The organism is Pantoea sp. X-Soil-YNGN-844, assembly GCF_059730595.1.
This window is the reverse complement of the sequence record NZ_AP036008.1, coordinates 452,848-467,184: the sequence shown is the minus strand read 5'-3', so window position 1 is coordinate 467,184 and position 14,337 is coordinate 452,848. Positions and strand designations below refer to the sequence as shown.

Annotated in this window: 15 protein-coding genes; 7 read left to right on the top strand and 8 right to left on the bottom strand. The window is 51.5% G+C overall.

The annotated features are described in order from the left end of the window. Nucleotides 1–67: 67 nt before the first annotated feature. Nucleotides 68–382: a PTS sugar transporter subunit IIB gene (locus AC6I8C_RS20985; protein ID WP_033735499.1), complete on the top strand. Its 315-nt coding sequence runs from the start codon at nucleotides 68–70 to the stop codon at nucleotides 380–382. A gap of 106 nt (nucleotides 383–488) precedes the next feature. Here AC6I8C_RS20985 and AC6I8C_RS20980 read toward each other — a convergent pair whose 3' ends face one another. Beyond that, entirely contained in the window at nucleotides 489–1,751 is a 1,263-nt protein-coding gene (locus tag AC6I8C_RS20980) for a maltoporin (protein WP_497823704.1), read from the bottom strand. Nucleotides 1,752–2,016: 265 nt separating this feature from the next. On the opposite strand from AC6I8C_RS20980, the gene AC6I8C_RS20975 reads away from it, so the two are divergent. Beyond that, the gene (locus AC6I8C_RS20975) at nucleotides 2,017–3,087 is read left to right on the top strand and encodes a LacI family DNA-binding transcriptional regulator (protein WP_497823703.1); all 1,071 of its coding nucleotides are present in this window, start codon (nucleotides 2,017–2,019) and stop codon (nucleotides 3,085–3,087) included. 127 nt (nucleotides 3,088–3,214) lie between these two features. Here the strand turns inward: AC6I8C_RS20975 and AC6I8C_RS20970 are convergent, their stop codons facing one another. Then, nucleotides 3,215–3,988: a COG4705 family protein gene (locus AC6I8C_RS20970; protein ID WP_497823702.1), complete on the bottom strand. Its 774-nt coding sequence runs from the start codon at nucleotides 3,986–3,988 to the stop codon at nucleotides 3,215–3,217. A gap of 759 nt (nucleotides 3,989–4,747) precedes the next feature. On the opposite strand from AC6I8C_RS20970, the gene AC6I8C_RS20965 reads away from it, so the two are divergent. Beyond that, nucleotides 4,748–5,995 (top strand): diguanylate cyclase domain-containing protein, encoded by a 1,248-nt coding sequence (locus AC6I8C_RS20965; RefSeq protein ID WP_497823701.1) that lies wholly within the window; start codon nucleotides 4,748–4,750, stop codon nucleotides 5,993–5,995. A 110-nt stretch (nucleotides 5,996–6,105) separates the two neighbouring features. Here the strand turns inward: AC6I8C_RS20965 and AC6I8C_RS20960 are convergent, their stop codons facing one another. Then, entirely contained in the window at nucleotides 6,106–6,489 is a 384-nt protein-coding gene (locus AC6I8C_RS20960) for a winged helix-turn-helix transcriptional regulator (RefSeq protein ID WP_497823700.1), read from the bottom strand. A gap of 98 nt (nucleotides 6,490–6,587) precedes the next feature. Between AC6I8C_RS20960 and AC6I8C_RS20955 the strand changes: the two genes are divergently transcribed. After that, on the top strand, nucleotides 6,588–7,316 hold the full coding sequence (locus tag AC6I8C_RS20955; RefSeq protein WP_497823699.1) for an SDR family NAD(P)-dependent oxidoreductase: 729 nt from the start codon (nucleotides 6,588–6,590) through the stop codon (nucleotides 7,314–7,316). Nucleotides 7,317–7,648: 332 nt separating this feature from the next. Beyond that, nucleotides 7,649–8,101 carry a GNAT family N-acetyltransferase gene (locus tag AC6I8C_RS20950; RefSeq protein WP_497823769.1) on the top strand — a complete coding sequence of 151 codons (453 nt, stop codon included), beginning with the start codon at nucleotides 7,649–7,651 and terminating at the stop codon, nucleotides 8,099–8,101. 470 nt (nucleotides 8,102–8,571) lie between these two features. Here AC6I8C_RS20950 and AC6I8C_RS20945 read toward each other — a convergent pair whose 3' ends face one another. The 3 genes from AC6I8C_RS20945 to AC6I8C_RS20935 form a co-directional block, all read right to left on the bottom strand. Beyond that, complete coding sequence (locus tag AC6I8C_RS20945; RefSeq protein WP_497823698.1) at nucleotides 8,572–9,048, bottom strand: glutathione peroxidase; 477 nt, start codon at nucleotides 9,046–9,048, stop codon at nucleotides 8,572–8,574. Between the two features lie 168 nt (nucleotides 9,049–9,216). Then, nucleotides 9,217–10,239 carry an NADP-dependent oxidoreductase gene (locus AC6I8C_RS20940; RefSeq protein WP_497823697.1) on the bottom strand — a complete coding sequence of 341 codons (1,023 nt, stop codon included), beginning with the start codon at nucleotides 10,237–10,239 and terminating at the stop codon, nucleotides 9,217–9,219. A gap of 55 nt (nucleotides 10,240–10,294) precedes the next feature. Next, nucleotides 10,295–11,113 (bottom strand): oxidoreductase, encoded by an 819-nt coding sequence (locus tag AC6I8C_RS20935; protein ID WP_497823696.1) that lies wholly within the window; start codon nucleotides 11,111–11,113, stop codon nucleotides 10,295–10,297. Nucleotides 11,114–11,246: 133 nt separating this feature from the next. Here AC6I8C_RS20935 and AC6I8C_RS20930 point away from each other — a divergent pair, with 133 nt between their 5' ends. Continuing rightward, nucleotides 11,247–11,795 (top strand): TetR/AcrR family transcriptional regulator, encoded by a 549-nt coding sequence (locus AC6I8C_RS20930; RefSeq protein WP_497823768.1) that lies wholly within the window; start codon nucleotides 11,247–11,249, stop codon nucleotides 11,793–11,795. A gap of 178 nt (nucleotides 11,796–11,973) precedes the next feature. Here AC6I8C_RS20930 and AC6I8C_RS20925 read toward each other — a convergent pair whose 3' ends face one another. Both AC6I8C_RS20925 and AC6I8C_RS20920 read right to left on the bottom strand, forming a co-directional pair. Next, a complete protein-coding gene (locus tag AC6I8C_RS20925; RefSeq protein WP_013196107.1) occupies nucleotides 11,974–12,774 on the bottom strand; it encodes an SDR family oxidoreductase in 801 nt (266 codons plus the stop codon). Between the two features lie 155 nt (nucleotides 12,775–12,929). Then, complete coding sequence (locus AC6I8C_RS20920) at nucleotides 12,930–13,556, bottom strand: LysE family translocator (RefSeq protein ID WP_497823695.1); 627 nt, start codon at nucleotides 13,554–13,556, stop codon at nucleotides 12,930–12,932. Nucleotides 13,557–13,825: 269 nt separating this feature from the next. Between AC6I8C_RS20920 and AC6I8C_RS20915 the strand changes: the two genes are divergently transcribed. After that, nucleotides 13,826–14,299: an Lrp/AsnC family transcriptional regulator gene (locus AC6I8C_RS20915; RefSeq protein ID WP_497823694.1), complete on the top strand. Its 474-nt coding sequence runs from the start codon at nucleotides 13,826–13,828 to the stop codon at nucleotides 14,297–14,299. The last annotated feature ends 38 nt before the right edge of the window (nucleotides 14,300–14,337 follow it).

Here is a 14,337-nt window from a genome sequence, read left to right as displayed (position 1 = left end):
CGTTTTCATTTATCAGTCGTGAGTGGCGGGCAGCAGCCCGCCTTTTTATCATCTGAAGGAGAACAACATGGTGAGTCTGAAATCGTTTAAGCAATATTTCAGCCGACAGCCGATAACGGCAGAAGAGGTTGAGATAGACAACGCATTACTGGAGCGGCTTGTCGGGTGTTTTGGCGGGCGTGACAATATTCAGCAGGTGGACGCCTGTATAACCCGGCTGCGGGTGAAGGTGACATCGCTGAAAGCCGTAGACACGGCGGGATTACAGAAAGCCGGGGCGATTGGTGTGGTGATCCTGGGGCATGAGGTGCATGCGATCTTTGGTAAGCAGTCCGACCAGCTGCGTCAGTTGCTGGAAGAACGTTTCTTTAAACCGGAGTAACAGCCGCCCTGGAAATACGCATAAAAAAATGGATAACCGTCGCCGGTTATCCAAATAAGCCCCTGCATAAGGACTCAATAATGATCACAATGAGGAGATTGCGCGGTTACCACCAGGCTTCGACCTGTACGCCGAAGTTCCAGGTGTTATTACTGGTGTTGTCTTTGAAGCTGTGTCCATCCTCTGAGTCATTCAGGTAAGAGGCAAACAGTCGCAGTTCCGGACGAGACATAAATTCGGGACCGGCTGCCAGACCCAGCGCCAGCGTATATTTCTGTCCCGCCGCTTTGTAGTCGCTGCCCACTTTGTTTTCATCTTTCTGCCAGAAGCTACCAACTTCACCGATGCCGCGAACATACTGCGTAAACTGATACTGACCACGACCCACCAGCGACAGCAGGGTGCTTTTGCTGGTCTGCGCGGTGATATCGTCCGCCGATCCCCAGGTAAAGACCTGATTCAGGGAGAACTTATCGGTGATTGGGAGCAGACCGGTGTTAATCACGCGGTAGCCAGTGGCGTTTTGAGTATCATTCCACATGTCATACCAGCCGCCGCCCTGCGAAATCATGTTCTGCGCCAGACCTTTGTTGGCGTACTGGAACACCAGCTTCTGGTAGCCGCCCCACATGTCCTGACTGATTTCACTGGTGAACATGACGCCGTTATCTGCGTCATAGAGGCCACCATATTCTTTCTGTTTGTTGGTGGTGTTTGGCATGGCGTAATCGATACCAAACTCGGTCCAGGCACCGTTCCAGGGTTTCCAGCCGGCATAGCGAAGATCGAGGTAGTTAATGTTGACGTCGTTGTCGCCATCGACACGGTAATCCACGTCATTCGCATCGCCACGAATCCAGGCAAAGGAGATAGCGCCCGGACCGAGCGTGTAATTTTCGATACCGGCACCCGACCCCGAGATGTTCCAGTACTTGGTATCAATGATGTGCAGATCGTGACGCTGGTAGTAGCGTTTACCGCCCCAGATCACCGCATCTTTATCACCCGGCACCAGTCCTTTGATCTGCAGGTTGAGCTGACGCAGGCCAAACTGCGCATCGTCGCCGAAGGTGGTTTCGTTATCGTTTGAGCCGTCGGAGAACATACTGACCATGGTGTCAACGTAGAAACTGACGTCATCCTTTTTGTAGACTTCGCTGCCCAGCTCAACCTCGCCATACGTGTCGGCTTCGTTGCCGAGACGGCCAACCTTATTCTTTTGATACTCTTCAATACCGCCATCCTGCGAGACACCAACGCCACCACGCAGATAGCCATGGAAATCGATGTTGTCGATGGCGGCATAAAGCGTCGGGGAGGTCAGGGCCGCAGCAAGCGCCACAGCAGCAGTACGTAACCTTGTTTCCATGTTATCCTCGATTTTATTTGTAATACGTTCACATGACAGAGGCAGTAAACGCCTTTTGCCAGAGGGGTGACAAATAAAATCGCGATAATGTGTGAAGTACTGCAAATAAAATGCCGCAATATGTAACGATTAGTGAATCAGATCACCAAATTTCACAATGTGAAGGTATTACTTTTACTTTTTATTCGCGCAATGTGACTGCGGTAGTCTGGCTGACATCAGGGCTGTGATAACATTCCGCCATCTGTAATCAGGGATGCGAATTATGAAATCAAAAAATGCCACCTTAGAGGATGTCGCCCGTCAGGCTGGCGTGTCGTATCAGACGGTATCAAGGGTCCTGAATAAGTCGGCAAACGTCTCGGAATCAACGCGGCGCAAGGTAGAACATGCAATTGAGACGCTGCGCTACGTGCCTAACCGGCTGGCACAGCAACTGGTGGGCAAGCAGAGCACAACCCTGGGTCTGGTAACGACGTCGCTGGCATTGCATGCGCCCTCGCAGGTGGCCGCTGCGGTTAAACGTTATGCGAATGCAGCGGACTATCAGGTGCTGATCGCCATGATTGATGAGAACGTCAATCAAAGTCTGCAGGATTGCATCAATGAGCTGAAGTCTCAGCGGGTGGATAAAGTGATCATTAATGTCCCGCTGGAGAGCAGCGCTGCTGAGCAGGTCGTCCAGGAGAACGACGATATTCTCTGTCTGTTCCTGGATGTTGATCCCTACAGCGCAGTGTTTAACGTTTCGTTTAACCCGGCTGACGGCACCCGCGCCAGTGTTAAATATCTCTATGAGCAGGGGCATCGCGAATTCGCGCTGCTGGCCGGGCCAGAGCAGTCGGTCTCCGCCAATCTGCGGTTAAAGAGCTGGCTCGACACGCTGGAAAGCTACCGTCTGAAGCCGGTCAGCATCAGTCACGGTAACTGGGATGCGCAGAGTGGTTACAATGGCGTGCTGCAACTGCTGCGTGAAGCACCGGAGTTCAGTGCGCTACTGGTCGGCAACGATCAGATGGCGCTGGGTGTGCTGAGTGCGCTGCATCAGCGCGGTGTGGCCGTGCCAGGGCAGATTTCGGTGATTGGCTACGATGACACCTATGAAAGTGCCTTTTTCCATCCGGCGCTGACCACGGTGTCGCTGGATCTCGATTTGCAGGGCAAAGAGGCGGTTGCCCGTCTGTTGCTGGCCAGTGAGCAGGACGAGCAGCGTTCCTCCTCGATTCTGCCGGCAAAGCTGGTGGTGCGCAGCTCGACCGGTATCGCCGGACAACAGCAGCGAGATTTAAAGCAGATTGCAGAACAACTGCGGCTGATTGCCAGTAGGCTGGAGTAGCCCGCCTTTTTATCGATACAACCCGGCGTGATAAACCTGCATTCACCCGGACAAGAATAGCCGCCATTGCTGGCGGCCCTGATGATTTTTATGTAAGCGTTGCCGGTAAATCTGCCGGTGAGGCTTTTTAATTTGCGGGAGCGGTCTTCGTTGCCGGGCGCTGAGGCAGCATCACCAGAAAAGCGATGATGATCAGTGCCAGCGTCAGCGAGGCACTATAGCGACTCAGCGCCAGTCCGCCCGAAGCAAGTGGTTTGTCCAGGAAGTCACCGACAACGGCACCCAGTGGTCGGGTCAGGATAAAGGCTGCCCAGAACAGCGCGGTGCGTGAAAGAGAGGTAAAGCGACTTGCCGCCCAGATGATCGCTAGTGCGCCGACAAACAGCAGGATCCCGCCATCATAACCCAGCCCTTCGCTGTCTGCCGTCCAGTCACCCAATGCTGTGCCCAGTGTCTGAGAAAACATAATGGTTACCCAGTAAAAACTCTCAGTAACACCGTTGTTTATCGAACTCACTGCGACCGTTCCACAGGTCATTTTCCAGAGAAAAAGAGAGAGGATCAGCAGAGTGCTCAGCAGCAGCGTACCGCCCAGATAACCCATGTTCAGCGAGCGATCGGCAAAGTCCGCCATTGTTGTGCCGACGGTGGTCGTTGCCACGACGGTGAACCAGTAGATCCATTTGTTAAAGCTGTTGCGATTGATCTGTACCACGACAGCGACCAGAAAGATGATGGCGAAGATCAGTGTTCCGGTCAGGTAACCGAGATTCATCGACATCGTCACCGCATCGCCGCCGGTTTCACCCAGGGTGGTTGCAGCGATTTTGGTCAACCAGAACGCCGCGGTAACGGCCGGAACTTTACTCAGAGCATGAGAAGCTGTGTGGTTATTTTGCATAGGGTGATACTCCGGAAAAGCCCAACATGGGCTCATACAGCGGCGATGTTATGGGATTAATCTTAAGTAAAGATTAAGCTGAAGTGGGGGGAGAGAAATTTCTGACCGTCTTTTTACTGAAGCCTTGAGGGTAGAACTGCGCCATGATGTGCAATTTTTTACAGGCTTAGTATGCTCACCGAGCTGTATTAAAAGCGTTTTTATACATCCCCGTGGGAATTAAATCGTTACTGTCCTGATGAAATTTTCAGAATGGCTCAAATGGCTCTCTCTGACAGCACATTATCTATGAGTAAAAAAATTAACAAATTGTGAGGCGTAATTAATTGCCAGCAGCGTAGTCTTTGTCATTCCGGCTAGCTGTTCCTCTGTCATTCAGCCAGCCGGAATAACGTCACTGAGTGACGCCCCATAACCCGCAGAGCTTTTCTGACGCAGCGATGTTCTGCCGGTTTCAGGCTTCAAAGCCCTGAGACAACAAGCCGTGATTAAAGATTATGGCCCGATGAGCCGATATACACAGGCTCATACTTCTGACACTGCAACCTGACAGCTTTGCGTAATGCCACAGGAGAGGGGACCTCAGATACTGCTGGCGGTAAGGCCTCAGTTTCCCCCCGCATTTATCACGGCCCGCGATACTGAACCCTTATCCATAGCCTCCCCACGCTACAGGCAGGCATTAACGGTTATAATCAGGTCTGTAGCGACGTGTATTGAACTTATTTAACATCGTCAGCAACGTCGGAGTCGGCCACCATGAACCCAGTGATCAAACCTTCTTTTACCGCTGTTTGGTCTACGGATGCCCAGGGGATCTGCATCGCCAGTCAGGAAAGTCCTGCGGGTCTGATGCCTGAACTCAAGGGCGTGACGCTGAGTTCATGGCTGAGACTGGCGCAGGCTGACGACGATGCAAAGATCGCGCTGCAACTGACTGCGGCCCTGGAATTGCTGACCCCTTTCCATATTGAAGTGCCGATCCATTGTCTGGATGGCAAGACGCGCCGGGTCCTTGTATCCGGCCTGCCGGATTGCCAGCCTGGCAACTCCCATCTGCAGTACAACGGCTTTATTCTGGATGTGACCGGGCAGCGTAAAGCGCTGGAAGATGCGTTTCGCACGGCGGCAGAATATCGTCTTCTGATTGAAAACAGTACCGATCTGATTGCCCATTGCGACGCGGAAGGCAGATACGTATCAATCTCTCCCTCTTACAGCGAAATCATAGGCTGGACAACCGAGGAGGTTGTGGGGCAACTGGTGGTGGATTTCCTGCATCCCGATGACCGCGAATTAGCCACCGAAGCGCTGGGATGCATCTTCAGCGGCGGGGTACTGCCGGATGTTGTTGAGGTGCGCAAACTGCATCGCGACGGCCATTACATCTCACTGGGTACCAAAGCCTGTGGCGTCATCAATCCTAATTCAGGAAAAAATATTGGTGCTGTGCTGGTATCGCGCGATATCACGCGTGACAAAGAGCGGATGCGTAATCTTGAGAAGCTGGCAACTCTGGACACGCTGACCGGACTGCACAATCGTGCCTGGATTAACGAGAAGGTGGGATTCATGCTGGCGCAGGCAGACGATCAGGTCTACACCACGGTGATGTTTATTGATCTTAATGGCTTCAAGGCGGTGAACGATCTGATGGGTCACGCAACAGGCGATGCCCTGCTGCAACAGGTCAGTGAACGGCTGCAGCACTGTATGCGTCCGGGCGACTCCGTTGCGCGTCTGGGTGGCGATGAGTTTGTCGTGGCTGCTAAGTGCAGCAATCACGAGGCCGCGTCCGCTATTGCCCTGCGGATTATTGACAGTCTGCAGGCACCTTTCGCCATCGATAACATGGATGTACGCATCGGCGCGGCGATTGGTATCAGCCTTGCCCGCTTCGGGACAGCAACGGCCAAAATGTTATTCGAAAACGCAGACAAGGCGATGTACCAGGCTAAAGCACGACGTGATGGTTCTTATCAGTTTTTTGAGCCAGCAGCGGAGTAACCGTTGTATATGATGGCGCGTCTCCGCTTTCACTCCTGTCGTGCATATCCTGAACTTATCTGCGCATCAACCTGCGTTATCCATATGCAGGAACGGTGCTCAGACTAAGTTCATGCAGATTCTTCGTTTTTCCGCCCTTCATCATAACCCGCCTGCGCCTGCTCCATGGCGCCTCCATGTTGCTTTGCCCAGTTTACCAGCGTGACAAAAGGGTCCTGCAATGTCCGGCCCAACGGCGTGATCGCATATTCGACCGCCACTGGCGATGAAGCAATCACGCGGCGGCTCACCAGTCCATTGCGTTCCAGACGGCGTAATGCTTCTGTCAGAGATTTATGGGTGATGGGGTCGAGCCTGCGCTTGATGGCATTAAAACGCGAGGGCTGAGAGCATAAAACGGTGAGGATTAAGACTGACCACTTATTCGCTACCTGTTCCAGGACAGGGCGCGTGCTGTTGATCTCGGCCAGTAGCTGGGTGATATCAGTTGCCATGAGGTTTCCTTAAGGATATCTGGTGTACATCAGGTGCGTAATTGACACTAAATATAATAAATATACCATCAGGTTTCTAGTCTTTAACCGGAGTCGCAATGATGAAACTGAGTGGAAAAATCGCCCTTGTCACCGGGGGTAATAGCGGTATTGGTCTTGCTGTCGCTCGCCGTTTTGTTCAGGAAGGTGCACAGGTTTTTATAACGGGCCGACGTGAAGCTCAGCTGGCAGAAGCCGTTGCGCTGATTGGCGGAGACGTCGAGGCGATTGCAGCTGACATCACCCGCACAAGCGACCTTGAGCGTCTGTTTGAAACCCTCAATGCCAGGGCTGGCCGACTCGACATCCTCGTCAACTCGTCTGGCGTGTCAGAACCTGCCAGCCTGGAAGAGACCACGGAGGAGCATTTTGATCGCATCTTTAATCTGAATGTACGCGCCATGGTGTTGACGGTGCAGCATGCGGTGCGACTCATGAGTGAGGGCAGCAGCGTTGTGCTGGTGGGTTCGATTGCGGGAAGCATCGCGAATCCCGGCTATGCTGCCTATTCCGCCAGCAAGGCTGCAGTGCGTTCGTATGCGCGCACCTGGAACAGCGAGCTGGCATCGCGCGGCATCAGAGTTAACACACTCAGCCCTGGCCCCACCGACACACCGATGTTTAGCCAGGCCAGCGATGAAATCAGGCAGACGCTGACCGCCCGGATCCCGGCAAAGCGGCTGGGTAATCCTGATGAAGTGGCGGCTGCAGTCCTGTTTCTGGCGTCCGATGAAAGCAGTTATGTCAGCGGCACCGAACTGGTGATTGATGGCGGCATGACTGCATAGGGGATTTTGGCCGGGTGATGTGTGATGGCTTAGTGGGTTGGCAGGGATAGCAACAGGGTAATCTGTATTCCTCCTCTATAAATCATGCACACTCAAGAAAGAGGAAGTCTAGCCGAAAGAGGAGGTCTATCTGGCTTCGGTAGCATCAGGGTTTATATTTACGGAATATCAAATATAAAACGGGTCAGACTCACTTCGGTTTGAGTGAGTTGCAGACATGCCACCCCGGGGATGGTGTGGGAATAGTGTTTTACCATCATCCTTTTTGGACTGCTGCTTTCCTTAGCCGGATGCTTTATGCTGGTCACACTCATCCTGAGAAGGGTATGACCATGATAACAGTAGAGAAATCAGTTCCATTTTCTTCAGAGTCTAATCACTTAATCGAATTGCTATCAGCAGAACTTGCCGCTATTACAGGTGATAACGGCAAAAGCAATTTCCTCGTTGAAGCAATGAGTGATGATAAAGCTTTATGGGCATTAGCAAAGAATTCTGAAGGTAAAGCGGTGGGATGCGGTGCTATACGGCCTTTAACGCAAAATATAGCCGAGCTTAAGAGAATGTTTTCAGACCGAAGTGTGGCTGGGATTGGCTGTGCTTTACTCACTTTTCTTGAACAATCTGCAAAAGAGATGGGATATACCGAGCTTAGGCTGGAAACCCGACACATCAACTATCGGGCTGTAAATTTCTACAAGAAAAATGGTTATATTTCTATTGAAAATTACGGCCCCTACATAGGCAGGTCAGAAGCTGTCTGTTTCTCAAAGGCATTGCGCTGATTGTATTAATCTGACCTGATGGATTCCCATCAGAGATGAAGCAGGCGAGGCTATTTCCCAAATCCGCGTCAATCCGGCTCATACCTGGATCGCACATCTTCCGCTCTTTCAGGCACGGCAAGATGCGTTCTGGCCTCTATAACTGCCTCCGTGACCACCCAGACCTCCAGGGCCCGCATTCCCGCCACGGCCTCCATTTGAAGCTCCATTGCCGCCGTTGCCGCCATTCAGACAATCGGTGCCAGAAACGCCATTCCTGCCATTCTGACCATCAGGGGAATCGCTTTGACCATCCAGACCATTCTGGCTTTCGCAGGCAGTGAGTTGCGGAGTGAGTAGGATCTGAGTATTCGCTGATACCGGCAGGCAAAATATCCCGAGCGAGAAGGAGACGAGGGATAATAAATGTCGGAGCCTGAACATTGTTAATTCATCCTCCTGGTTGATGGTCACCAGCCACAGCCATGCCCTCAAAGGGCAGCAAGAATGGCGGCTTCCATTTTCTCCGGCTTGGTGGTTGGGGCAAATCGTTTAATCGGTTTGCCGTCGCGCCCGATCAGAAACTTAGTGAAATTCCACTTAATACGACCACCCAAAACGCCGGGTAATTCATCTTTCAGGTAATGAAAAATCGGGTGCGTTGAGGTGCCATTGACATCCACTTTGCCAAACATCGGAAAACTTACCCCGTAGTTGATGTGGCATGTCTGCGCAATTTCGTCGGCTCCGCCAGGTTCCTGATTCCCAAACTGATTGCAGGGAAAACCCAGTACCACCAGCCCCTGATCGGCATATTTTTTGTAGAGGGTTTCAAGGCCGGCGTATTGTGGCGTGAATCCACAGTGACTGGCGGTGTTAACGACCAGCACGATTTTGCCAGCGAAGTCGGACATCGGTACAGGCTGGCCGTTCAGGCTGGTGGCCGTGAGTTTATAAAAGGGAGACATGTTGTAATCCTCAGTGCGGAAACTGTTTTACGCCAACATTAGCACAGAGCACATGAGGAAAGTGGAACATGGAGAGCAGGTACTGAGTGAGAATGCCCGGCATCCGGATTTCAGACGTTATCGCCAGGCGCTGATGATTATTTCCGCTTCTGATGTAAATCCTGGTTGTTATTCATGATGAATTTTAACCACGACCTTACCTTTTGCATGTCCCTGTTGAAGCCAGTTAAGAGCATCCTGAGTTTCTGCAAAAGGGAACACACGGTCGATCACTGGCCTGATTTTTCCAGCTTCAATTAAATTGCTCATCTGGCCCAGCTGGTTGCCATCAGGACGAACAAAAAGAAAGGAATAATCCAGACCGCGCTTTTTTGACAGTCGCAAAATCCTGCGGCTCATCAGGCCAAATATCATCCGCAGGACGATATTGAGTTGTCTGGTACGCGCAAAATTAACGTCTAAAGGCCCGATCAGAGAGACTATTTTTCCGCCTGGCTTGAGGATGTTCATAGATTTCTCAATCGAATCACCCCGAAGCGTGCCGAGGACAAGATCAAAGCCACTCAGCACGTTTTCGAATTCCTGCTTTTTATAGTCAACGACTTGATCTGCGCCCAGCTGACTGACCCACTCCACATTAGCTGAACTGGTCGTCGTCGCGACCTTTGCGCCAAGATATTTCGCCAGCTGAATCGCAAAGCTGCCAATTCCTCCCGAACCTGCCGGAATGAACACCCTCTGCCCTGGCCGCAGACGGGCTCGCTCTGTGAAAGCCTGCCAGGCGGTGAGGCTGACCATCGGGAGCGAAGCAGCCTGAACGAAATCCAGATTTTCAGGTTTGATGGACGCGAGACTTTCAGGAACCCGGGCAAACTCGGCCAGTGAGCCGTTGCCCCTGTCGAAAATGCTGGCGAACACTTCATCACCCGGACTAAAACGCGTTACCCGACTTCCTGTTGCAATAACCACACCCGCCAGATCACTGCCCAGAGTCGCTGGAAGTTTAAAATGTAAAACCGGTTTGAATATTCCCGTAGGGATCATGTTGTCTATGGGATTCAGACCCACAGCATAAACTTTCACCAGGATTTCATTGGGACCGGGGCTAGGGTAATCCACATTATCAAATCCCAGCTCAGGTGATTTTCCGTAGCGTTTAAACGTAAAGGCTTTCATCATCCTGGTTTTCATTTATTCATCCTGTGCAATAACACCCACACCGTAGCCCGTCCCAAAAATTTCATTTTCAGATTCTCGTATCGAGCTGAAGGCTGTTCCGCACGACCTTATCCAGCAGGGTTGCAGGCGCAAAGCGTAGGACGAAATTCAGTTTTGCTGCGAGCGTTCCCGCCGTGTAGCGTATTTTTGGCCGTGAGGATTGGGCCGCTTTAAGCACCACCGCGGCCACGACCTCCGGACTTTCCGCTTCAGCCATTGCCTTACCAACCACTTTCTTCAACTTAGCCCGGATGAGTTCATACTCTTCAAGCTTCGCATCCGGTTCGATATTGTGGACTTCAAACTGCGTTTTTATGTATGCCGGCTCAATGACAGAAACCCTGATGCCCTGGGTGCGCAGTTCATGATCAAGTGCGCCTGTATACCCCTCGACCGCATGCTTACTGGCCGCATAGAGTGCGACATAGGGCAGTGGCACAACCCCCAGAATGGAACCGATATTGATGATGCGCCCGCTGCCCTGGCGACGCATGTAAGGCAGTACGGCGCGTGTCAGCCTGACGATGCCCATGAAGTTTGTGTCGAAGATATGCTGCGCCTGTTCGACAGAATTCTCTTCCGCCGCTGCCGGAGCGACGCCAAAGCCTGCGTTGTTCACCAGCAGGTCTATTCGACCCTCAAGCTGCATCAATTCGTTAATAGCACCCTCCACCGAAGCGTCGTCAGTCACATTAAGAGTGAGTAATGGAAAGGGCTGTTTATTCGCCTGTGGGCCACGACGGCTGGTGCCATACACTTTATAACCCGCTGCTATAAGTTTGTTCGCAGAGGCTTCACCAATGCCAGAAGAGGCGCCGGTCACCAGTGCTACACGTTTTTGGCTCATTCTGTGTACGCTCTTGTAATAGGGTTCGAAGGAATAACTGATTTAATGATGATGATCATAATCATTAAAGTCAACTGGTTTGATTATGATCATCATCAATGTATGCTTGGGTTCTGTTTCAGGAGGAAAAAACATGAAAGTGTCTAAAGAGCAGGTTCGCGAGAACCGGTTGCGGATCGTTGAAACGGCGTCAGAGCTTTTTCGTGAGCGTGGTTACGATGGGGTAGGCGTCGCTGAACTGATGTCAGCCGCCGGATTAACACATGGCGGTTTTTACAAGCATTTTGGGTCGAAAGCGGATTTGTTAGCTGAAGCGATAAGTTGTGGTTTTAAGCAGTCGGCAGAAAAAACCAGAGGGGTAAGTCGGGAAGCGTTTATGGAGTACTACCTTTCCCGTCAGCATCGTGATGACATGGGAAAGGGGTGCGTGATGTCGGCTCTGGGCACCGATGCAGCCCGGCAGTCTGAATCAATCCGCGAGACATTTGCGGCCGGGATTGAACGACAGATTGCCATCCTGGAATCCCAAAATATCACGCGGGCAGAGCTGATAAATACCATTGCGCAGCTTGTTGGTGCATTGATGCTTTCGCGAGCCTGTCCGGATGGTTCCGGACTCGCTGATGAGATTCTGGAGGTCTGCCGTGCGCATTTGCTCTGTCCGGATGCCAGTGGGATTTGAGCGGTGCTTTTCCGTTTAACTGGAATGAAGCCAATGCGACACAGGCTGGACTGCCCAGCCTGCTGGCGTCTCAATTGCGGCAGCGGGAGCGCGTAATCCGGACTTCCCGTTCCGGATATATTTCTGGCATACAGGTTACCAATCAGTCGGCCGCCAGGCTTGTAAAGTACTGCATGACTCAGCCGTTGTCGCGGAATCCGGGATAAAGACTCATTCCGCCATCAATAAACAGTGTGGTGCCGTGAACATAGTCGGAAAGGTCACTGGCCAGCCAGACCACCGCATTCGCCACATCTTCCGCCGCACCGATACGTCCGTAAGGGATGAGTTTTAACAGCGCTTTGCCCGCTTCGCCCTGAGTGGTTTCTTCATTAATGGCGGTTGCAATAGCGCCAGGTGCGACTGAGTTGACGCGTATGCGATCTTCACCCACTTCCTGTGCCAGGCTTTTCATCAGCAAATCAACCCCGCCTTTTGAGGCAGCATAGTTAACATGTCCGGCCCAGGGAATGAGCTGATGCACCGAGCTCATGTGAATGATCTTACCTACAGCCCGGCTGATCTCCGGGCGGTGCGCCTGGTCACGAAACTGACGCAGCGCAGCCCGAGCGCAAAGGAACTGCCCGGTCAGGTTCACATCCAGGACGGTATTCCAGTCTGCAAGCGACATCTCGATGGAAGGCGCATCTTTCTGCAGCCCTGAGTTCGCCACCAGAATATCCAGCCTGCCAAATTCAGCAATCGTCTGAGCAAAGAGATTTTCTACATCAGCTTCCTTTGAGACATCACCCTTTACCGCAATGGCGCGTCCACCGTCTGCACGGATTTTATCAACCAATTCTTCGGCAGGTTCCGCCTGGCTGTGGTAGTTAACCACCACACCGGCACCTGCTTTGGCGAGGGCTTCTGCGCAGGCATAGCCCAGACCTGAGCTGGCGCCGGTAACCAGCGCAACCTGATTTTCGAGTGATAAGATCATGAGGCTTCCTTAATTCTGTGAATGATGAGCGTATTAACCTGGACGAGTGCATAGGCCTGAGTCACTGAATTATAGATGCGAAGTGCAGGGTTGCCCGTGGGTTTGCCTGACATGCAGGGTCGAAAAGAGTTGATCCATAACAGGTGGTAATGAACTTAAAGCGTTTTTACCACCATCCCAGCCGCAGCCAGCATCATAATGGCTCCGGCTGAACGAAAAACGAGTCTCTGCGCTTTTGCACTGGTCAGAAAATGACGAATTCTGAGCGCGGCCATAATAAAAACCGCGCCAACACTTAACAGCACGAACACGGTAAGTGGGACCAGAATCCCTCCCCAAATCTGTAGCGAAACATTATCCAGAGAGATAACCAGAGGCAGTATCGCCAGATAGAAAGCGATGGTTTTAGGATTCCCAAGCGTGATGGTCAGCCCTGAAAACCAGGCTGACGCCAGTTCTCGTTTTGTCGCTTTCTGGTCAATATTTATTGCCCGAGGCTGGTGGCACCAGAATTGCCATGCAAGCATGAATAAATAGAGTGAGGCAGCCCAGTTAATCATCTTTAAGACGGCGGTATAGCTATGAGACATCACTGCCAGGCCAAACACCGCAACAGATAAATAAATTAAATCCCCGAGAATAAGGCCAGCCAGCATGGTAAAGCCAGCTACCGCACCACCACTCAGGCTGCGAGCGACTAATGCGGTCATTCCCGGCCCCGGAATTGCGGCAGCTAAACCGAGTGCAGTCATATAAGATATTATCAGCGCAATATCTGACATAATTCTTCCTTCCATAATATTATTTGCAGAGAGAGGAGGTTTAATGCTTTAAAAAAATGGCCTTTCCGTGATTTATTTAAAATAAGATCACGACATACACTCAATCTGAATTCAGTTTTCCACTTTTGCTATTCGTAATAACACTTTGAAAAAGTAAATATATTATGTCGCATTAAGCGGGAAAATTGTTACCTATGTCATTTACTCAATACTAAATTTAAGGTAATAATTACCCTTTATCAGTACTATAAAGAAAGGAATTTCCGCCTATGGCCCTAAGTCCGACAGATATGAAAATTCTCGAGATTTTACAGGACGATGCTCGCGTCACTAACCAGGTTCTGGCAGAAAAGATAAACCTCTCAGCTTCTCCCTGCTGGCGCAAAGTGCGCAGGCTTGAGGAAGAAGAAGTGATTCAGGGCTATCGAGCTGTTCTTGACCGCAAGAAAATCGGTCTGGGCGTGATGGTTTTCATTCGGGTCGTCATTGACAGTCATAGTGAGGCCGAGGCCAGAAAATTCGAAGAAGAAGTGACTGCGCTGGAGGACGTGGTGGCCTGCTATAGCATCGGTGGAGATGCCGACTTTCTGCTACAGGTTGTAGCATCGGATCTGGACTCCTATGCTGATTTCGCAATGTCAGTGGTACGCAGATTGCCAGGCATTAAAGAAATGCAGAGCATGTTTGTGCTTAAAGAGATCAAACCCCTCGTTTCTTATCCTATTAAGAAAATCGCTGAGTAGACTAACGCCGCCGGGACAGGCCGCGGCTAAATTTTTAG